Below are 21,014 nucleotides of genomic sequence, written 5' to 3'. Positions count from 1 at the left end.
ATTTATATATGGCGATAGTGCAGATGTTGCCGAAAACTTTAATGCCGACAAAACCTTATACAGCTTTGTCAGCATTATGCAATTCAAGTTCAGTGCAACATCGTGAATGTCATTTGTAGCTAGTGTATGCCAATGTCTGAATAGACGATTATTGGCAGGCTTCGCACTCTTCGAATCCGGCATCACCTGGACGCAGCATGCAAGCTGGGCCGTCCGTTTCAGCTGCAGATGCACTTGCAGCATTGCCTGCTCCCGAATCCACTGCATTCAGTGCACCTGTTTTGGAGGTCGATTTCTCGGTATGCGTTGCACCCATGGTACGCAGGTAGTACGTGGTTTTCAAACCGCGCAACCATGCCAGCTTGTAGGTATCGTCGAGTTTTTTGCCTGATGCACCTGCCATGTAAATGTTCAGCGATTGTGCCTGATCTATCCATTTTTGACGGCGTGACGCGGCTTCCACCAACCACGAAGGTTCAACTTCGAACGCCGTTGCATAGATATCACGCAGATCTTGTGGAATACGATCGATCTTTGCCAGGCTGCCATCGAAGTATTTCAGATCGGAGATCATGACTTCGTCCCACAAGCCACGTGCTTTCAAATCACGGACCAGATATTCATTGATCTCGGTAAATTCGCCGGACAGGTTCGATTTGACGTACAGATTCTGGTAAGTCGGTTCGATACAAGCCGAGACGCCGATAATGTTGGAAATCGTCGCGGTCGGTGCGATTGCTACGCAGTTGGAATTGCGCATGCCGAATTCCTTGATGCGCGCGCGCAACGGTGCCCAGTCAAAGGTTTCACTGTAATCCGCTTCCAGATATTTGGCGCCACGTTCTTCAGCCAGCAACTTCAGCGAATCTTGCGGCAGGATGCCACGGTCCCACAAGGAACCTTTGTACGAGCTGTAACGGCCGCGCTCTTCCGCCAGTTCTGTCGATGCGTAGTAAGCATAGTAGCAAACTGCTTCCATCGAATTATCGGCAAATTGCACTGCATCGTTCGATGCATATGGAATGCGCATCATGTGCAGACAATCCTGGAAGCCCATGATACCAAGGCCGACTGGACGGTGACGCAGGTTCGAGTCACGCGCTTTTTTGACGGCGTAATAGTTGATGTCAATCACGTTATCCAGCATGCGCATCGCGGTGCGGATGGTTTTTTGCAGCTTGACGTGATCCAGCTTGCCGTCTTTCATATGGGCAGGCATGTTGATCGAACCCAGATTGCAGACTGCGATTTCCGAATCGTTGGTGTTGAGTGTGATCTCGGTGCACAGATTCGAGCTGTGAACGACGCCGACGTGTTGTTGCGGTGAACGGATATTGCAAGGATCTTTGAATGTGATCCATGGATGGCCGGTTTCGAACAACATCGACAGCATTTTGCGCCACAGATCCAGCGCTTGTACTTTCTTGAACAGCTTCAATTCGCCGCGCGCTGCCTTGGCTTCGTAGCCGGTGTACGCTTCTTCAAATGCCTTGCCGACTTTGTCATGCAAGTCTGGCGCATCGGATGGCGAGAACAAGGTCCACTCGCCTTTTTCCATCACGCGCTTCATGAACAGATCAGGAATCCAGTTTGCGGTGTTCATGTCATGCGTACGACGGCGATCATCGCCAGTGTTTTTACGCAGATCGAGGAATTCCTCGATGTCCATATGCCAGGTTTCCAGGTAGGCGCAAACTGCACCTTTGCGTTTGCCGCCTTGATTAACCGCAACTGCGGTGTCGTTGACGACTTTCAGGAAAGGCACTACGCCTTGCGAACGACCGTTGGTGCCTTTGATATGTGCGCCCAGCGAACGAACTGGGGTCCAGTCATTGCCCAGACCGCCGGCGTATTTCGCCAGCAATGCGTTTTCCTTGATCGCTTCATAGATACCGTCCAGATCATCGGCCACCGTCGTCAAATAGCATGACGACAATTGCGAACGCAAGGTACCGGAGTTGAACAAGGTCGGGGTCGAGCTCATGAAGTCAAACGAGGACAACAGGTTGTAGAACTCGATCGCACGTTCTTCGCGGTTGATTTCACCCAGCGCCAACCCCATCGCGACGCGCATGTAAAACGCTTGCGGCATTTCGATACGGGTATCGCTGATGTGCAGGAAGTAGCGGTCATACAGAGTTTGCAAGCCAAGGTAGCCGAATTGCAGATCGCGCTCAGGTACCAGCGCTTCGCCGAGTTTTTTCAGATCGAATTGACCGAGCTTGGCATCCAGCAGATCTGCCTGAATACCTTTTTTGATGAATTTCGGGAAGTATTCCAGATACGCTTCAGGCGCATCGGCTTGTGCAACTTCCTTGCCAAATACTTCTTTACGGATGGTGTGCATCAGCAAACGCGCGGTCACTGTTGTATACGCAGGATCTTTTTCCATCAGCGCGCGCGCAGCCAGGATGGCGGACTTGTGCAATTCTTCAACCGGCACACCGTCGTACAGATTCTTGACTGTTTCACGCAGGATCGCTTCAGAATCAACGTGCTTTTCAAAACCGATACATGCCGCACCGATCAAATCACGCACCTGATTCATATCCAGCGGACGACGTTGACCATCTTCGATCACGTGCAATTGGTTAGACTCAACGACAGGCTTGGCGGCTTGCTGCTGCGCACGCTCTTCCATACGTTTGGCGCGATACAACACATAAGCGCGCGCAACATCGTGTTCGCCCGAACGCATCAGGGACAGCTCAACCTGATCCTGAATATCTTCAATGTGGAAGGTGCCGCCAGCTGGCTGGCGACGTACCAAAGCGTTCACCACGTTTGCGGTTAACTGTTCAACCAGTTCGCGCACACGTGCAGATGCTGCGCCTTGGCCACCGTTAACTGCCAAAAATGCCTTGGTAACAGCGATGGAGATTTTCGATGGTTCGAAGCTGACCACTGCGCCGTTGCGGCGGATGATGCGGTGATCACTCAGACCGACCGCGTGAGTGCCGGAAGTCGATGGAGCAACCGCGAGAGGCGCGATGTTGCCGATTTCTGTAGCCGATTTAGCCGAAATTTCTTGCGTAGAGAGCATTACAACTCCTTTAAAAACTATTGCAGGCGGTTTTGCCGTGCTGGTTGTAAGAGGTAAACCTGTTATTACTGGTTTTGCGTAAGGTATTTTTTATGGAAGGCATCTGCCCAACGCAGATATCTACGTTACGTCTGCACCGACTCTATTTATTTATGTTGAAAGACATCTGCTCAGGGCTCCCTATTAATATGTATATACGGACAAATTATGGTGAAGCAACAACTGAACAGATTTAAGGGGCGGATCGACAAAACCCACTACATCTAGTGCGGAAATTTTGATCTACACTAATTCTAGTGCGGGATAGTCAGGGATGCAATCACTTTCGTGAGAGTTTCAGATATATTTTTTTATATGAATATATGGGATTGCAATGGTGCATTTTTTAACCTAAATAGAACTGCAAATCACCATCAGTGCTCACTGTTTGCACTGATTCCGAGCGCACTTTATGGTAGCGCTCCTGATAATCTGCCCAGTTAAAAAATGGACCTGGATCGGTTTTTCGACCAGGAGCAATCTGCTCATGACCGGCCACATGCCGCAAGGGATAAGCCTGCTTCAAGGCATTGGTCAGCAAGGCAAGAGCCGCATATTGGGCAGGTTCGAACGGTTCAAAGTCGCTACCTTCCAACTCAATCCCGATCGAAAAATCATTGCAACGTTCTTGTCCGCAAAACGAAGAAGCGCCAGCGTGCCATGCTCTATCGTTGGCTGACACAAATTGCATCACCATGCCATCGCGCCGAATCAGAAAATGCGCCGACACCCGCAAAGGCCTCAATTGATCGAAATACGGATCCGCATCGTAATCCAGCTGATTCAAAAACAGGTCGGCGATAAATGGACCGCCAAACTGTCCAGGCGGCAGACTGATGTTATGAATTACCAACAAGGCAATTTCTGTTTCCTCAGCTCGCAGATCGAAATTGGGTGACGGCATGCGCACGACATCCGATGCCCAGCCGTTTGCAGCTATCTGAAACGGCGAGCTTGTGATGTCAGAAGTTTTGTTATTCCGGTGCATTGATGTCCAGCCGCTGCATACGGTAGCGCAGTTGACGGAAGCTGATGCCCAGCAATTCTGCGGCTTGCGTCCGGTTGAATCGGGTTTTTGCCAATGCGCGCCGAATGATTTCGCGCTCCACATCGTCGAGGTGATCGGGCAGGGATTGCGGTAACTCATCTGCCAGTGGCGGCAGAATCATTTCTTCAGTTTCTATAAGAACCGGCACCATCAAGGTCTCTTCCGCAGGCGGCGATGGCGCAAAAATCTTGATCGATGGTGATGCTTTCAGCGCCAGATCAGTCACTTCAATCACGCCATCGTTGGCAAATGCCAATGCACGCTCAAGGATGTTTTCCAGTTCACGTACATTGCCGGGGAATGAATAACTGCGTAGCGCATCCAGAGCCGCGGGTGCCAACACCGTCTGCTGCCCACCGCCGAGTCGCGTCAGAATCGCCTGCGCCAGCAAACCGATATCATCCAGTCGTTCGCGCAAGGGCGGTAAACTCAACTCGATGACATTCAATCGATAATACAAATCCTGACGGAACGTTCCCTTGCCTACGCAATCGTGCAAATTCTGATGCGTCGCACTAATAATACGAACGTCGACCTGTTCTTCGACCGTTGCACCGACTTTACGTACGCGCCGTTCCTGGATAGCCCGCAGCAATTTGACTTGCATCGCGAAGGGCAAATCGGCCACCTCATCCAGTAATAAAGTGCCGCCATTGGCCGCCTGGAAAAAACCATCTCTATCATCCACAGCGCCAGTAAATGCCCCTTTGCGATAACCGAAAAATTCCGCTTCCATCAAGGCTTCCGGAATGGCACCGCAATTGACAGCAACAAAAGGTTTGTCGTTACGCGCGCTCTGCGCATGAATGTCACGGGCGGCCAATTCCTTGCCGCTACCTGATTCGCCGCTGATTGCGACTGGTGCCATGCTGCGGGCCAGCCGGGTAATTTGTGCGCGCAAATCCTGCATGGCTTCCGACTGCCCCATCAGACGCAAGGCTGTCGGAACTATCGCTTTTTGACTGGATTTGTCGCTGCTGTCGTTTTGACTGATGCGCAAGGCCGAACGTACCATTACACGCAGTTGTTCCAGCCCGACCGGTTTGGATAGGTAATCGAAAGCACCCGCCTTCAATGCCACGACCGCATTGTCGGCGCTGCCGAAAGCAGTAATCACGGCAATCGGAGTGTTCTTGTACTGTGCCGTCACTTCGTGCACCAACTCTATCCCCAATCCATCCGGCAAGCGCATGTCTGTCAATACCAATGCATATTTTGTCTTGGCCAGATAATCGCGCGCGACTGCCAGTGTCGGCGCGCTATCAATATCCAGTCCCATCTTGACGAGCGTAATCTCCAGCAGTTCCCGCAGGTCTGCTTCATCGTCAACAATCAAAATACGAGGAGAACTCATAGCACGCGGATTTTAGGATTCATGGACGGTCAAATGCAATCAAATGTTTTCATTATTAGCAAAGGTAATGACGAAGCGTCCGGCTGGCGCACCCTTCTCATCATCGCTTCGATATTCATAATTCAGCAAAGCGCCATTATTCAAGCATAATTCACGCGCCAGATAGAGCCCCAGGCCGGTCCCCTTACTGGATGTCGTGTAGAACGGCTCAAACAAATGGGCCCGCACGGCAGACGTAATTTGCGGACCGTCGTCCTGTACGTGCAACTCAGGTCTATGTCCGATTCCGGACACGATATAAACACGAATGCTACCTGGCATACCGCTCGCGTAGCGTAACGCATTTGTCAGCAAGTTCAAGACGATTTCGCGCAAATGCAGGGGATCGAAACGCACTTTGTATGGCTTCACATTGCCGATCGCGATCATGCCTGACTGCACGGCGTGCATCTCCTGCAATTCGCTCAAAACGTCATCAAACAATACGCCCAAACAAAGCGGCTCGTGATATTGATGCGCCTTGCGCGACAACTTCAAGATATCCTCAATCATGCGATTCAGGCGTGCCACGTTATCGCTGATGATGGCGAGCAAACGCTGCTGACTTGCATCCGGTGCGTCTTCACTCAACAGTGAGGCAGCGTGCCCGATCGCCGATAAGGGATTACGCACTTCATGCGCAATGCTGGCGGTCAACCGTCCCATGGATGCCAGCTTGAGCTGCTGCGCACGATTTTCAATTTCGGTTACATCCTGCAGGAAGATCACAACCCGCTCTTCCTGCACACCTTCCGCATCGACTTTTGCGAAACGCAATTTCAAATGCGTAATCAACTCGCGACGTCCACCCAAAATCGTCGTACTGCCTTGCAAGGTCAAATCATCGCCCTGCTTGATCAAAACAAAGGTCGGCATATTCGCCTGTGTCGGCGTCCGCAAATCGTCATGTCCAGCCCACGTCTGATAGGCGTCCGCTATCGGTCGCAACCACGCCATGTCGGATAATTTTCCATAAGCTTTTTCATGGGGAAAAGTCAGTCCGAGCATATGCGCCGCAGCAGGATTACTGATTAATACACGTCCCTTGCGGTCGACTACGAGGATGCCATCTTCCATATCCGCAATGATGAGACGATTGATCGACTGCTGAATATGCAAGGCTTTGCCCCGCCCCAGCGCCAGCGATTCCTGCTTGATCAAACGGGCGGCAAGGCGGTTGATTGCAAAAATAATGATGAAAAATGCTGCGCCGTACAGACCGACTTGCGAGGACGACACATCCGAATTTTCATTCAGTAGCTGATAGCCACTGTCCAGCAGCAAGATAAAAGTTACGACGGAAACAAAAAACAGCGAGAGGATCAGCGGCGCAAGAATTGCCCCGCCTGCCAATGGGAATAGATACAGAATCGCCAAACCGCTTTTGATCCCACCGGCGGATAAATACAGAAACGAGATCGCACTTATATCAACCGATATTTGTACCACCAACTGCATCATGAAACGGCGGCGCCAGTACAGCGATAGCAGGACAAATATGAATGCCGTGATTAAATAGGCAATACAGATTTCCCAGAATTGCTGTTTGTGAGGTAATAGCTTCGCCGCAGTTAAACCAAAGTAAGCCAGCAAAACCGCCACGATCAAGGTTCGTGTAAACGCGAACGTCTGCAGCGTGCGCCAGAACGTTGCTTGCGCGCTGTCAAAAACCGCCTTGGTTTGCTTCATGAATTAACGAACAACATGCTGAGCGCGATGCTCGATACTGCAAAACGCCGTATTTGAAGAATCATATACGGCCTCGGAGGCTGGAAAATAAGTCTTGCAATGAGCGCAACTCAACATTGCTTCTGCACTTTCAAGCGGTGCTTGAGGGGTCTTTGGAGAATCCACTTTGGTCGAAGATTTTTTACTGCGGAGTATCCAGATGACCGCAAAGATAATGCCGGCCCACAACAACAGTTTCATGCAAGTCCTCTATGCAAGACCACTTCCAGCACGAAGCGACTGCCTACGTATGCAAGCAACAAGGTCGCGAAGCCGGTCAGCGTAAAACTAAGGGCCGTCTTGCCGCGCCAGCCACGCCATTTACGTCCAGCCAGCAAGATGCCAAACAAGAGCCAGGACAACATCGTGAAGATGGTTTTATGCTCCCACTTGAACGCTTGCCCAAACAATTCTTCGGAAAAAATGACACCGGATAAAACGGTCAAAGTCAACAGGAAGAACCCAAACCCGATCAGACGAAACAGTAATTTTTCCATCGTCAGCAAAGCCGGCAGGCGATCAATCGCCATGGCAAACAAACCGGTTTTTTGTACATTCAGCCGCGTATGCAGTTTGGATTCTTGCAGCGCCATCAAAATCGCATGAAAGGCAGCAATCGTCAGCGTGCTGTATGCCAACATCGCAATCGCAATATGCCACGGGAAAAGTATCGAGCGACCATTCAGCTCAATCACGCTACCAGGAAAAACCATAGGTAGCAAAACGCTAACCGCAGCACATGGCAGCACCAAAATGCGCAGGCCATCCAGCGTAAAGTTGCGATTTTCCAGCCAGTAGGCCGCGACAGAAATCCACAAAGTCCCCGACAGCATGATCGCAAAACCCATGCGCAAAGAGTTAGATGTAACCGCATCGGCCCACAAGGCACCGCCGTGCAACAGCCATCCAATCAAGGTGCCGATCGAAATTGCCATGCGCTTTTTCGATGGCAAACACGCGCACACCGCATAGAACAAGGCCGCCAGAATAAAAAGATATATATACATCGTTTAAGTTTACACCATGTAATTCGGGCTTCCCACCGCGGAAATCAGCATCGCTGCTTTCTATTTAGCTAGCAATCCAGATGTGCTTTGCGTCACGGATTTTGCCGAATTTCAATCGAATCTCGATCAGCATCTTGCCATTCGGCAGAAAATTATTCCTGCGACATTACCATTAGCCGGAGAAAAACGCTTATAGAAGATGTGCGTACGGATATTTATGCTAAAACCCATTTCCCAGAACAAGCGTGAGAGCACGGTCATCTGGCACAGCATCGGTTAAAATGAGGCCTGTCTGCGCCATCCGTTGCAGGTGCGTCACTTTCACCGCAACCAGTTTTCACCATACATTCAAAATACCCATGCTCGACAATCTCACACAACGCCTAGCCAAAGCCGTCAAAACCATGCGCGGAGAAGCGCGCCTGACGGAAGCGAATACCGCAGAAATGCTGCGCGAAGTTCGTCTGGCCCTGCTCGAAGCCGACGTTGCGCTCCCTGCCGTGCGCGAGTTCATCAGTCGCGTCAAAGAAAAAGCGATGGGCGAAGATGTCATCGGTTCACTCTCGCCAGGTCAGGCGCTGGTCGGTGTTGTACAACGCGAACTGGCTGCCATTATGGGCGCCGATCTCGGCCCTGAAGCCTCTCAACTCAACTTCGCGACCCAGCCACCGGCAATTATCTTGATGGCAGGCTTGCAAGGCGCGGGTAAAACCACCACCGTCGGTAAGCTGGCGAAGTATCTGCGCGAACAAAAGAAGAAAAAAGTCCTGACTGTTTCCGCCGACGTCTATCGTCCGGCCGCGATTGGCCAGTTGAAAACGGTTACCGAACAAGTCGGTGCAGACTTCTTCCCTACCGAGCCGACCGACAAACCGGTCGACATTGCACTGGCCGCACTGGATTACGCCAAGCGGCATTATCACGACGTCCTGATCATCGATACGGCAGGTCGTCTCGGCATCGATGAAGCAATGATGCAGGAAATTTCGGCCATCCACGCTGCGGTCAAGCCTATAGAAACCCTGTTCGTCGTCGATGCGATGCTCGGGCAGGATGCAATCAACACCGCCAAAGCTTTCAGCGATGCGCTGCCGCTGACCGGTATCGTTCTGACCAAACTGGACGGCGATTCACGCGGCGGTGCGGCGTTATCGGTACGTCACATCACCGGCAAACCGATCAAGTTCGCCGGCGTCGCAGAGAAACTGGATGGCCTCGAAGCCTTTGATCCAGTCCGCATGGCCGATCGTATTCTCGGCATGGGCGACATCCTGGCGCTGGTCGAAGAAGCCCGCAAAGGCGTCGACATGGAAGCGGCCGAGGGGCTGGCGAAAAAAATCAAGGTCGGCGGAAAATTCGACTTGAACGACTTCAAATCGCAGCTCGCGCAAATGAAAAAAATGGGCGGCATGTCCAATCTGATGGACAAACTGCCGGCGCAACTGCAACAGGCAGCCAATGGTGCCAACATGGGTATGGCCGACAAACAGGTGATCCGCATGGAAGGCATTATCAACTCGATGACACCTCAGGAACGTGCCAAACCCGAGTTGATTAAAGCATCGCGCAAGCGCCGCATCGCTACCGGCGCCGGTGTTCATGTGCAAGAAGTCAACCGCATGCTGGCCCAATTCGACCAAATGCAAACCATGATGAAGAAGCTTAAAGGCGGCAACATGATGAAAATGATGCGCGGCATGAAGGGCATGATGCCCGGCATGCGCTGATTTTCAGCCGCATCAAATAAAAGCCCGGCTGATGCCGGGCTTTTTCATTGTGCGGCACTTCAATGGTGCAGATCATTTACGGCCGCATTCAAAACAAGAAAGAAAAATCCATTTTCTGGACTTCGACTTGTGAAAAATCGCATGCATTTGCAGACCAAATGCGATTCGAATTTGAAGCGATAGAACGCAATAAAGCATTTGCCGTTTTCCCTCTGTGATGCCTGCGTGGCGCGCAACCTACAAATACCGCATGAAACACTCAAAAAACACTTGCACAGCAAGAAAAACCACACCACTATTAGCGGTGCGTGAAGTGGCGCAATTTCCCAACACAATGTGAAGGAGGTTTGACGATGGCAACAGCCAAAAAACCAGCAGCCAAAAAACCGGCCGCTAAGAAACCAGTAGCAAAAAAAGTAGTCGCGAAAAAAGCAGCGCCAGCTAAAAAAGCAGCGCCAGCAAAAAAAGTAGCCGCTAAAAAACCAGCAGCGAAAAAAGTCGCAGTAAAAAAACCGGCAGCAAAAAAAGTAGCCGCTAAAAAACCAGCGACTGCACGCAAGCCTAACGCTGCGTTCATGAAACCAGTAACACCGTCCGCAGTTCTGGCCGCTGTTATCGGTGCATCGCCAGCACCTCGCACTGAAGTAACTAAAAAAGTGTGGGAATACATCAAGAAGTTCAAACTGCAAAACCCAGAAAACAAACGCATGATCGATGCGGATGACAAACTGAAAGCAGTCTTTGGTGGGAAGAAACAAGTATCGATGTTTGAGATGACAAAACTCATCTCCGGTCACTTGAAATAATTTTTTCAGGTACCAAACAAAAACGCCCGCATCGCGCGGGCGTTTTTGTTTCTGCTGCAAGTAGTCGTTTGGGATTTTGCTTCTATCTTGTTGACGCCTTAATTTCAAACACCCTACTGCGATTTCATCCTGAGCCAAACTTATGGATCAGGGATGATGCTCCCAATTTTTCCAGGATGCCAATACAGAATTCGGATATTCGGCACGACCACGACTGCCGTTGTATCTACCCAGAGCAAGAAATAAATCGCCCTTCTCCATATCCAGATACATACGCAAGATGGAACAGCCAAAACGTAAATTGGTTTGCATATGGAACAGCTTGCTGCGATCGCCATCGCCAATCACACGCGTCCAGAATGGCATGACCTGCATATAGCCATGCGCACCTACAGGCGACACTGCATATTTGCGAAAAGCTGATTCGACTTGTATCAAGCCCAACACCAGAGCTGGATCGAGCCCGGCACGCCGCGCTTCATACCAGACTGTACGCAGAAACTCGATACGCACCTGTCTGTCTGAAATACGCTTGGCAAGTCGATCCGACATATCACCCAGCCATTGCAGATAAGCGAGACGTTCCTTGATATCGACAAATTGGGGAATCGGTGGTCGCGGATCGGAAATCGCACGCGATAAAGCCATGCGCACCGAATCTGCCATTGCCTCTTCTTTTTGATTGCCGGCAAAAACCGTCGGAGCATTCGTCAACAAAAACACACTGGCTATCAATAGGCAACCAAACGACAAGGATGCGAACAACGAAGTTTGTCGCTTCCTCATCTCGACGCCAGGCGGTCGAACGACAATATTTTGCATCGCCAGCGGCATCAAAACAATCACGCAGCTAATTTCGCTTTGACGAAGGCCAACATTTCATCCAGCGCCACTGCAGTTGCTTCCGTATCGCGACGACCTTGGTATTCCAGTTTGCCTTCCTTCAATCCGCGGTCACCGATCACGATGCGATGCGGCGCACCAATCAGCTCCCAATCGGCAAACATTGCACCTGGACGTTCACCGCGATCATCCAGGATCACGTCAACGCCGGCTGCCTGCAAGGCTTCATACAACTTCTCGGTTTCGACCTTGACGCTTTCGCTGCGGTCGTAACCCATAGGACACAACACCACTTCAAACGGTGCCAGCGCAGCCGGCCAGATGATGCCCTTGTCGTCAAAATTCTGTTCGATCGCAGCGCCGACTATCCGCGTTACACCGATGCCATAGCAACCCATTTGTATCAATTGCGGCTTGCCGTTTTCATCGAGATAAGTCGCTTTCATCGACTCGGAATAAGCCGTGCCCAATTGGAACACGTGGCCGACTTCAATCCCGCGCTGAATTGCCAGCACGCCTTTGCCATCCGGCGACGCATCACCTTCGACCACATTACGAATATCGAGGACGGTTGCTTCCGGCAAGTCACGTCCCCAATTCACTCCGGTGAAATGGAAGTCGACTTCATTCGCACCGCAGACAAAATCACTCATGGCCGCAACGGTACGATCTACAACTACCGTGACCGGCTTCTTGGTATTGACAGGGCCAAGGTAACCTGGCGTTGCACCGAACCATTCAACGATTTCTGCTTCGTTGGCAAAACGATAGTCGGTCAGGCCTGGAATTTTTGCGGTTTTTACTTCGTTCAATTCATGATCGCCGCGCAACAACAATAACCAGACTTCTTTATTGACTACGCCCTTCTCTTCTTTTTCTACCGTCAACACGATGGACTTGACGGTTTGCGTCAATGGCAATTTCAGCAAGTCTGCCACGTCTTCGCATTTGGATTTCCCCGGCGTCGCTGTCTTGGTCAAGGCTTGCGTCGCTGCACCGCGTGGCGTCGCTGGCGCTATCGCTTCTGCCGCTTCCATATTGGCCGCATAGTCAGACGTTGGGCAGTAGACAATTGCATCCTCGCCGGTATCGGCAATCACGTGGAATTCGTGTGAACCGGAACCGCCAATGGCACCGTTATCCGCCGCTACCGCACGGAACTGCAAGCCGAAACGATTGAAAATCTTGACGTAGGCATCGAACATGATTTGATACGAACGCTTCAAACCTTCCACATCGCGATCGAAAGAGTAGGCATCCTTCATCGTGAATTCACGGCCGCGCATCAAACCGAAGCGCGGACGGCGTTCGTCACGGAACTTAGTCTGGATATGATAAAAATTAAGGGGCAACTGACGGTAGGATTTGATCTCGGTACGCACCACGTCGGTCACGACTTCTTCCGATGTAGGTTGAATCGCATAGTCGCGACCGTGGCGGTCTTTGACGCGCATCAGTTCCGGTCCCATCTTGTCCCAACGACCAGTCTCTTGCCAGAGCTCGGCAGGTTGCACGAGTGGCATCAATAATTCAATGCCGTTGGCGCGGTTCATTTCTTCCCGCACGATCGCTTCCACCTTGCGGATCACGCGCAAACCGATAGGCATGTAAGTGTAGATGCCAGAACCGAGGCGCTTGATCATGCCGGCGCGCATCATCAGTTTATGGCTGACGATTTCTGCGTCGGAAGGGGCTTCTTTAAGAGTGGAAATGAAAAAACGGGATGCGCGCATGACGATGAATTCTTTTTAAAAAGAGAGAAGGTTATAATCAACTCAATTTTAAAGGATTAGCTGGCTGATGCACTCACTCTTCGCACAATTGATTACTGTCTCCGTTGTTCGCACGCCATCGTGCGCACGACGGTATGAGGCCGTATAAAACCAATTCTCGATTGAGGGTAGCTTAGCCGCAGAAAGTTTGAGGTGCACTATGCTGGATCGTGAAGGCTTTCGCCCAAACGTCGGCATTATTTTGATCAACGCCCAAAATGAAGTGTGGTGGGGCAAACGGGTGCGCGAGCACTCGTGGCAATTCCCACAGGGCGGAATCAAATTCGGCGAAACACCCGAACAGGCAATGTTCCGCGAGCTGGAAGAAGAAGTCGGCTTGCGGGCGGAGCACGTCAAAATTATCGGCCGCACGCGCGACTGGTTGCGCTATGAAGTCCCGGATCATTTTATCAAACGGGAAATTCGGGGCCATTACAAAGGCCAGAAGCAAATCTGGTTTTTGCTGCGCATGGTCGGCCGCGATTGCGACGTCAATTTACGCATGACTGAACATCCTGAATTCGACGCGTGGCGCTGGCATGACTATTGGGTCCCGCTCGATGTCGTTATCGAATTCAAACGCGATGTCTATCAACGTGCGCTGCAAGAGCTTTCCCGCTTCTTGTCACGCCCGGCACATCCCGGCCCCATCCATAATACGGCTCGCTACCTGCGCCAAACGCATTCATCGCGCAAATCAGACGAACCACTTACCGAAAAGATCAAGTCTGACAATGAATAAGTCCTCTCTTCTCTCACACAAACTCACGCAAATGCTGCTCGGGCTAACCCTGTTAGCTATGGCGCAGATTTCTATTGCGCAACAATTGGAGTGGAATAAAAACTTCAATGATGAGGAAGTCAAACCATGGGAAGAAATCCAGGCAGAATTACCACCCGCCCCCAAGGATGAAAATCTGCTGCCTTTCTACGTCGGGCCAACTGCGACGCAGAAATTTGCAATAGATGCCAAATCACTGTCTATAGGTAAAGATGGCGTAGTCCGCTACACGCTGGTCGCGGTCAGTCCGGGCGGCGCAAAAAACATTAGTTATGAAGGTATACGCTGCGCGTCGTTTGAAAAGAAAATCTATGCGCTTGGACGCGACGATGGCACGTGGGCTCGCTCACGCCGTGATCAGTGGGAAGGCATCGTGCGCAGCAAAGTGAATCGCCAGCATGCCGCGCTGTCGCAGGATTATTTCTGCAGCAATCTGACTATCATGGGGAATGAGAAGGACATGTTGCAGCGTATCAAGTCTGGGAAAACCCTGACAGACGATCTGCTGCACGAATAGGCAAGAATCTATTCTGGAAAAACAAAATTAGCCGACTGCAGATAAAACCGCCTGGCATCCTTGCGTCACGGAACGTGGCGCAAGATTTACAGCAAAACCAGATTGTCGCGGTGTATCAGTTCCGGCTCCTCAACAAAACCCAGAATAGATAAAATATCCGTCGACGGCTTGCGCATGATGCGGCGCGCTTCCGAACTTGTGTAGTTGGTAATGCCGCGTGCGATTGCATGGCCCGATGGATCGACACAGGTAATCACATCGCCGCGCCCGAAACTGCCAGACACCTCGATCACGCCGATAGGCAACAGCGATTTTCCTTCTGTCGTTAATTTCAGCACGGCCCCCTGATCAAGCACGATCTTGCCTGCCGTGTGCAAATGATCCGCCATCCATTGCTTGCGTGCTGTCAGTTGCGCGGTTTGCGCAGTCAATTGTGTGCCTATCGCTTCGCCTGCAGCCAGTCGCGTCAACACCTGTTCTTCACGTCCCCATGCAATGATCGTATGTGCACCAGACAATGCCGCCCGCTTGGCAGCCAGTATTTTCGTCAGCATGCCACCACGGCCAAGGCTGCTACCAGCGCCACCTGCCATCGCTTCCAGCGCGACATCGCCGGCCTGCGCTTCATGAATGAAAGTAGCATGCGGATCTTTGCGCGGATCGGCGCTGAACAAGCCGCGTTGATCAGTCAGAATGACCAAAACATCGGCTTCAATCAGATTAGCCACCAATGCACCCAGCGTATCGTTATCGCCGAACTTGATTTCATCGGTGACGACAGTATCATTTTCATTGATGATCGGTACTACGCCTAGCTGCAGCAGTGTAAACAAGGTCGAACGTGCATTCAGATAGCGCTCACGATCCGCCAGATCAGCGTGCGTCAGCAGAATTTGTGCAGTTTGCACCTGATGCTGACGGAAGCTGGTTTCGTAAATTTGTGCGAGGCCCATTTGCCCTACCGCAGCGCAAGCTTGCAACTCATGAATGCCGGTCGGCCGCTTGTCAAAGCCAAGGCGTTGCATGCCTTCGGCAATCGCACCTGAACTGACCAGCACTACTTCCTTGCCTAGCGCTCGTAATTGAACGATCTGCTCTGCCCATTTTTGAATCGCAGCAGTATCTAGCCCCTTGCCGTCATTGGTGACGAGCGAAGAACCGACCTTGATGATGATGCGTTTGGCTGATTGAATGGCAGAGCTCATGCTTTGTAATCCGGCATTGTTTTGGTTTTTGATGCCGGATTGCCGCTGCCGGCAATCCGTTTAACTCTATTGCTTCAGTCTATGATTTTGAAACGCGGATCATCTGGATCGATCGAATCGATCAGGCGCGCTTCTTCGCTGATATCCGTTTCTTCTGCACGCTGCTCTGCCTGGCGCTGCACCGCGATGTAATCATAAATCTCGGTGACCATCTCAGAACAACCGTCACGCGTCAGGGCAGAAATCTCAAATACCGGGCCTTTCCAGCCGAAGCGTTTAATAAAATCTTTGACGCGTTTGACGCGCTCCTCATCAGGAACCATGTCGAGCTTGTTCAAGACCAGCCAACGCGGCTTGTCGAACAGTGACTCATCGTATTTTTTCAACTCCTTGACGATGGCCTTGGCTTCTTTTACCGGGTCGACATTATCGAACGGCGCCAGATCAACGATATGCAGCAACAAACGTGTGCGCTGCAGATGGCGCAGGAATTGAATTCCCAAACCCGCACCATCGGATGCACCTTCGATCAAACCAGGAATATCAGCAATCACGAAACTCTTTTCGTGACTGACGCGTACCACGCCCAAATTTGGATGCAACGTCGTAAATGGGTAATCGGCAATTTTCGGCCGCGCATTTGAAACAGCAGAAATGAAGGTGGATTTACCCGCATTCGGCATGCCGAGTAAACCGATATCGGCGAGCACTTTCAGCTCAAGCCGCAGTTCACGTCGTTCGCCTTCTTTGCCTTCGGATTTCTGCCGTGGCGCACGATTGGTCGACGATTTGAAATGAATATTGCCCCAGCCGCCTTCACCGCCTTTGGCGATCAAGACTTCTTGACCGTGTTCGGTCAAATCGGCAATCAGTTCACCATCATTGTTATCAATGATTAATGTACCAACCGGCATGCGTAACTTGATATCGTCTGCGCCTTTGCCGTAGCAATCAGCACCGCGACCGTTTTCACCGTCTTTTGCCTTGTGCATTTTTGAATAGCGAAAATCCACCAGCGTGTTGATGTTGCGATCAGCCACGGCCCAGATGCTGCCGCCCTTGCCGCCATCACCGCCGTCAGGTCCGCCGAACGGCCTGAATTTTTCCCGACAAAAGGAGGCGACGCCGTTGCCGCCGTCACCAGCAATGACTTCGATTTTTGCTTCGTCGATAAACTTCATAATTGTGCCGCCATAAAACTAAAAAGGCTCTACCTGGGGCAGAGCCTTTCGATTGAAGGCTTTCGCCTTACCTTGCTTGCTTAAAAACTTAAGCAGGTACTACTGTAACGTAATGACGTTGCAATGCGCCTTTGGTAACGAATGCAACTTTGCCATCTGTCAGTGCGAACAAGGTGTGATCCTTGCCGATGCCGACGTTTTCGCCCGGGTGCATTTTGGTACCACGTTGGCGAACAATGATGCCGCCTGCGTTGATAGTCTGACCACCGTAGACTTTAACGCCCAGTCGTTTTGACTCTGAGTCACGACCATTTCGCGTAGTGCCGCCGCCTTTTTTATGTGCCATTTCTGACTCCTTGTATCTGTTTAGTCCGAATCAGCGGCTTAGCCGTTGATCGAAACGATCTGCAATTCGGTGTAATTTTGGCGATGGCCTTGGTGCTTCTGATAATGCTTACGGCGACGCATCTTGAAAATCGTGACCTTTTCGTGACGACCATGGGAGACAACCGTAGCAAGGACCGTAGCACCTTCAACCAGCGGAGCACCAAACTTAATGGTTTCTCCTGCGCCCAATGCGAGCACCTGATCAAGGGTGATTTCGGATCCAATGTCTGCCGGTATCTGTTCTACTTTAAATTTTTCACCAGCGACAACTTTATATTGTTTGCCACCGGTTTTTATGACCGCGTACATGTGAAACCTCATCAAATGATTTAAGGACTTTTCTCTCTTCGATTCGCCGGAGTTACTCAGACGGAATCGGGAAAACCTCCAATTATACATGGACTTACCACATCGGTCAAAGCGCTTAATCGTGCCCGTTTTACGCGCCCAAAAACATGTCTTTTAAGAAATAACCCGTTCCCTCGTTGCAACACGCGCTCGCTCGCTGCATTTGTCGTCGTATAATTCCCGCTCGTTCATGCTCATTCATCAGGCTTACACTTGGCTTCCGCTTCTACTTCTTCCGCACAAAACCTGCTCATACAACCTATCGCCGCAGATCTGAACGCAGTCGATACGGTAATACGCCAAAAACTCCACTCGGAAGTGGCACTGGTTAACCAGATTGCGGAATACATTATTAGCGCAGGCGGAAAACGCATACGTCCGGTGCTGGTTTTGCTGATAGCAAACGCTTACAGCTATCGCGGCACCGATCATCATCAATTGGCCGCAGTCGTGGAATTTATCCATACCGCCACTCTGTTGCATGACGATGTCGTCGATGAATCATCACTACGTCGCGGCCGCAAAACCGCCAATGCACTGTTCGGCAATGCTGCATCCGTGCTGGTGGGCGACTTCCTCTATTCGCGCGCTTTCCAGATGATGGTCTCGGTTGGCGACATTCGCATCATGCAGATTCTGGCGGATGCCACCAATGTGATTGCCGAAGGCGAAGTGCTGCAGTTGTTGAATATGCACGACCCAGATGTATCGGAAGAACGTTATACCCAAGTCATACGCTCCAAAACGGCCAAATTATTTGAAGCTGCAGCCCAATTAGGCGCATTGATTGCCGGCGCGTCCGATGAAGAAATCGAAGCCGCTGCAGAATATGGCCGCTCGCTCGGTACTGCATTCCAACTAATTGACGATGTACTGGATTACTCAGGTCAAGCCGACGATATCGGCAAAAATGTCGGTGACGATTTACGCGAAGGCAAAGCTACCCTGCCGCTGATTTACCTGATGGAACATGGCACCGCAGAACAGCGCGAACTGGTTCGCAATTGCATCGAAAATGGCGACGAACAGCATTTCGACGCGGTTCTGTTTGCCGTCACCACATCCGGCGCTCTGGATTACACCAAGCGCAAAGCCGAAGAAGCCGCAGCACGAGCAAGCGCATCCATCATTACTCTTCCCGACAGCCAGTTTAAAGATGCGCTGCTCAAACTGAGCACTTTTGCGGTTCATCGAAATCACTAACCCGCACTAATATTGCAAGCACAGACGTTTCCCGGACAAGGCGAACCTGAACCCGATACCAGTTTACGCTCTTAAAATGCTCATTTACGGCACCAACACATTCGCAATCGGAGTGCGACTCCTCCGCACTTAAGCCAAATGTTGCATTTTGTTGCTTAGAGAAGTAACAAGTCCTCCGATATCTTTACAAAACAGATGCTTAGAGGCATTATCTAACGCACCTTCGATGTTTCAATCGATCAATTCGACATAAATATAATGGCGGCAGTCCTCCCTAGTTCGGCGTCAAATAATGCGATGTCAGGTCTTGCGCGCGCATTGCTGCAGGCTGGTCAAATCACGCCACAGCAAGCCGACGCCACAGTCAAGCAAGCCGCTAGCGAAAAAATTGCATTCATAGACGCGCTACTCAAAGGCGAGATCATGAATCCTGCCAGACTGGCAGCATTTTGCTCCCAGACATTTGGCTATCCACTGCTCGATCTCGCAGCCTTCAATAGCGGTAATTTGCCTGACAAGATTATTGACATGAAGCTGATGCAAAGTCAGCGGGTCATTGCACTTGCCAAGCGTGGCAACAAGGTATTGATTGCGATTTCAGATCCGACCAATTCCCAGGCACTGGACCAAATCAAATTCCAGACCCAACTGACAGTCGAACCTATCATCGTAGATCACTCGACATTACTCAAATTAATAGAGAAACTCGGACACAGTGCTGAACAGGACTTGACCGAACTGATAGGCGATGACCTGGAAATCGATTTCGTTGAAGAAGATCTGGCGACCCCGACTGAAGGCGGCACCACCGATATCGATGATGCTCCGGTCGTTAAATTTCTTCAAAAAATCCTGGTCGATGCGATCAACCTTGGTGCTTCAGATCTTCACTTCGAACCCTTCGAAAAGTTCTATCGCATCCGTTTCCGCGTTGATGGCGTGTTGCGCGATATCGCACAACCGCCATTGGCCATCAAGGAAAAACTGGCATCTCGTATCAAGGTAATTTCAAAGCTGGACATCTCAGAAAAACGTGTGCCGCAAGATGGTCGCATGAAGCTCGTGATGTCGAAAACACGCTCCATCGATTTCCGTGTCAGCACCCTGCCTACGCTGTTCGGCGAAAAAATTGTCATGCGGATTCTGGACGGTTCGCAAGCCACAATGGGCATCGAGGCGCTAGGCTATGATCCGGATCAGAAGGAAACGCTGATGAATGCCATTCAGCGTCCGTACGGCATGGTGCTAGTCACTGGCCCAACCGGCTCCGGCAAAACCGTTTCTCTCTACACTTGTCTGAACATTCTGAACAAGCCGGGCATCAATATTTCAACGGCAGAAGATCCTGCCGAGATCAACCTGCCCGGTGTCAACCAAGTCAATGTGAACGACCGTGCAGGGCTTACTTTTCCGGTCGCATTGAAAGCTTTCCTGCGACAGGATCCAGACATCATCATGGTCGGCGAGATTCGCGACCTGGAAACCGCCGACATCGCAATCAAGGCGGCGCAAACCGGCCACATGGTCTTCTCGACCCTGCACACCAACGATGCACCAGCAACGCTTACACGCTTGATGAATATGGGCGTCGCCCCTTTCAATATTGCATCATCAGTCATATTGATTACAGCACAGCGCTTGGCTCGACGTCTATGCTCATGCAAACAGACTACGGTCATTCCGGACGAAGCCTTGCTGGAAGCGGGTTTTCACGAAGACGATCTGGATGGAACATGGCTGCCCTACAAACCTGTCGGCTGCGAACGTTGCAGCGGCAGCGGTTACAAAGGTAGGCTGGGCATCTATCAGATCATGCCGATCAGTGAAGAAATTGAACATATTATTTTGAGTCACGGCACATCACTGGAAATTGAAGCACAGGCAAAAAAAGATGGTGTTCTTACCTTGCGTGAATCAGGTCTGAGAAAAGTTAAACAGGGAATGACCAGTCTGGAAGAAATTCTGGGCTGTACCAACGAATAATAA

18 protein-coding genes are annotated in these 21,014 nt (G+C 51.0%); 6 read left to right on the top strand and 12 right to left on the bottom strand.

Annotation, left to right across the window (positions count from 1 at the left end; translation table 11 throughout):
* Positions 1 to 148: 148 nt before the first annotated feature.
* The 6 genes from Hfont_RS03990 to Hfont_RS03965 form a co-directional block, all read right to left on the bottom strand.
* Entirely contained in the window at positions 149 to 3,043 is a 2,895-nt protein-coding gene (locus Hfont_RS03990; protein ID WP_112990904.1) for a ribonucleoside-diphosphate reductase subunit alpha, read from the bottom strand.
* Between the two features lie 385 nt (positions 3,044 to 3,428).
* On the bottom strand, positions 3,429 to 4,070 hold the full coding sequence (gene ampD, locus Hfont_RS03985) for a 1,6-anhydro-N-acetylmuramyl-L-alanine amidase AmpD (RefSeq protein ID WP_112990903.1): 642 nt from the start codon (positions 4,068 to 4,070) through the stop codon (positions 3,429 to 3,431).
* A complete protein-coding gene (locus tag Hfont_RS03980; protein WP_112990902.1) occupies positions 4,057 to 5,484 on the bottom strand; it encodes a sigma-54-dependent transcriptional regulator in 1,428 nt (475 codons plus the stop codon). Before Hfont_RS03980 ends, ampD begins: the two co-directional genes overlap by 14 nt.
* 39 nt (positions 5,485 to 5,523) lie before the next feature.
* Positions 5,524 to 7,212: a sensor histidine kinase gene (locus tag Hfont_RS03975; protein ID WP_162845858.1), complete on the bottom strand. Its 1,689-nt coding sequence runs from the start codon at positions 7,210 to 7,212 to the stop codon at positions 5,524 to 5,526.
* A 3-nt stretch (positions 7,213 to 7,215) separates the two neighbouring features.
* A complete protein-coding gene (locus tag Hfont_RS03970; protein ID WP_112990901.1) occupies positions 7,216 to 7,452 on the bottom strand; it encodes a PP0621 family protein in 237 nt (78 codons plus the stop codon).
* Positions 7,449 to 8,258, bottom strand: a complete 810-nt coding sequence (locus tag Hfont_RS03965; RefSeq protein ID WP_112990900.1) for a cytochrome C assembly family protein — start codon at positions 8,256 to 8,258, stop codon at positions 7,449 to 7,451. The genes Hfont_RS03970 and Hfont_RS03965 overlap by 4 nt, the downstream gene beginning before the upstream one ends.
* Before the next feature lie 359 nt (positions 8,259 to 8,617).
* Between Hfont_RS03965 and ffh the strand changes: the two genes are divergently transcribed.
* Together ffh and Hfont_RS03955 are read left to right on the top strand one after the other, a co-directional pair.
* Entirely contained in the window at positions 8,618 to 9,985 is a 1,368-nt protein-coding gene (gene ffh, locus Hfont_RS03960) for a signal recognition particle protein (protein WP_112990899.1), read from the top strand.
* A 353-nt stretch (positions 9,986 to 10,338) separates the two neighbouring features.
* On the top strand, positions 10,339 to 10,791 hold the full coding sequence (locus Hfont_RS03955) for an SWIB/MDM2 domain-containing protein (RefSeq protein ID WP_112990898.1): 453 nt from the start codon (positions 10,339 to 10,341) through the stop codon (positions 10,789 to 10,791).
* Between the two features lie 147 nt (positions 10,792 to 10,938).
* On the opposite strand, the gene Hfont_RS03950 is transcribed toward Hfont_RS03955, so the two are convergent.
* A complete protein-coding gene (locus tag Hfont_RS03950; RefSeq protein WP_241523002.1) occupies positions 10,939 to 11,613 on the bottom strand; it encodes a lytic transglycosylase domain-containing protein in 675 nt (224 codons plus the stop codon).
* Between the two features lie 20 nt (positions 11,614 to 11,633).
* Complete coding sequence (locus tag Hfont_RS03945; RefSeq protein ID WP_112990897.1) at positions 11,634 to 13,367, bottom strand: proline--tRNA ligase; 1,734 nt, start codon at positions 13,365 to 13,367, stop codon at positions 11,634 to 11,636.
* Positions 13,368 to 13,566: 199 nt separating this feature from the next.
* Between Hfont_RS03945 and Hfont_RS03940 the strand changes: the two genes are divergently transcribed.
* Both Hfont_RS03940 and Hfont_RS03935 read left to right on the top strand, forming a co-directional pair.
* Complete coding sequence (locus tag Hfont_RS03940) at positions 13,567 to 14,148, top strand: RNA pyrophosphohydrolase (RefSeq protein WP_112990896.1); 582 nt, start codon at positions 13,567 to 13,569, stop codon at positions 14,146 to 14,148.
* A complete protein-coding gene (locus tag Hfont_RS03935) occupies positions 14,141 to 14,704 on the top strand; it encodes a CNP1-like family protein (protein WP_112990895.1) in 564 nt (187 codons plus the stop codon). Before Hfont_RS03940 ends, Hfont_RS03935 begins: the two co-directional genes overlap by 8 nt.
* Positions 14,705 to 14,790: 86 nt before the next feature.
* Here the strand turns inward: Hfont_RS03935 and proB are convergent, their stop codons facing one another.
* From proB to rplU, 4 genes are all read right to left on the bottom strand, one after another.
* Positions 14,791 to 15,909, bottom strand: a complete 1,119-nt coding sequence (gene proB / locus Hfont_RS03930) for a glutamate 5-kinase (protein WP_112990894.1) — start codon at positions 15,907 to 15,909, stop codon at positions 14,791 to 14,793.
* 74 nt (positions 15,910 to 15,983) lie between these two features.
* Complete coding sequence (gene cgtA, locus Hfont_RS03925; protein ID WP_112990893.1) at positions 15,984 to 17,090, bottom strand: Obg family GTPase CgtA; 1,107 nt, start codon at positions 17,088 to 17,090, stop codon at positions 15,984 to 15,986.
* Between the two features lie 88 nt (positions 17,091 to 17,178).
* Positions 17,179 to 17,436, bottom strand: coding sequence for a 50S ribosomal protein L27 (rpmA, locus tag Hfont_RS03920; RefSeq protein WP_112990892.1), 258 nt, complete (start codon positions 17,434 to 17,436; stop codon positions 17,179 to 17,181).
* Between the two features lie 38 nt (positions 17,437 to 17,474).
* Positions 17,475 to 17,786 carry a 50S ribosomal protein L21 gene (gene rplU, locus Hfont_RS03915; protein ID WP_112990891.1) on the bottom strand — a complete coding sequence of 104 codons (312 nt, stop codon included), beginning with the start codon at positions 17,784 to 17,786 and terminating at the stop codon, positions 17,475 to 17,477.
* A gap of 252 nt (positions 17,787 to 18,038) precedes the next feature.
* On the opposite strand from rplU, the gene ispB reads away from it, so the two are divergent.
* Together ispB and pilB are read left to right on the top strand one after the other, a co-directional pair.
* Positions 18,039 to 19,028 (top strand): octaprenyl diphosphate synthase, encoded by a 990-nt coding sequence (ispB, locus tag Hfont_RS03910; protein ID WP_112990890.1) that lies wholly within the window; start codon positions 18,039 to 18,041, stop codon positions 19,026 to 19,028.
* A 258-nt stretch (positions 19,029 to 19,286) separates the two neighbouring features.
* Positions 19,287 to 21,011, top strand: coding sequence for a type IV-A pilus assembly ATPase PilB (gene pilB, locus Hfont_RS03905; RefSeq protein ID WP_112990889.1), 1,725 nt, complete (start codon positions 19,287 to 19,289; stop codon positions 21,009 to 21,011).
* Positions 21,012 to 21,014 lie beyond the last annotated feature (3 nt).

It is taken from the genome of Herminiimonas fonticola (genome assembly GCF_003293745.1).
GTDB lineage: Bacteria > Pseudomonadota > Gammaproteobacteria > Burkholderiales > Burkholderiaceae_D > Oxalicibacterium > Oxalicibacterium fonticola.
The sequence above is the reverse complement of the archived record's forward strand: the minus strand, read 5'-3'. Positions and strand labels throughout refer to the sequence as shown.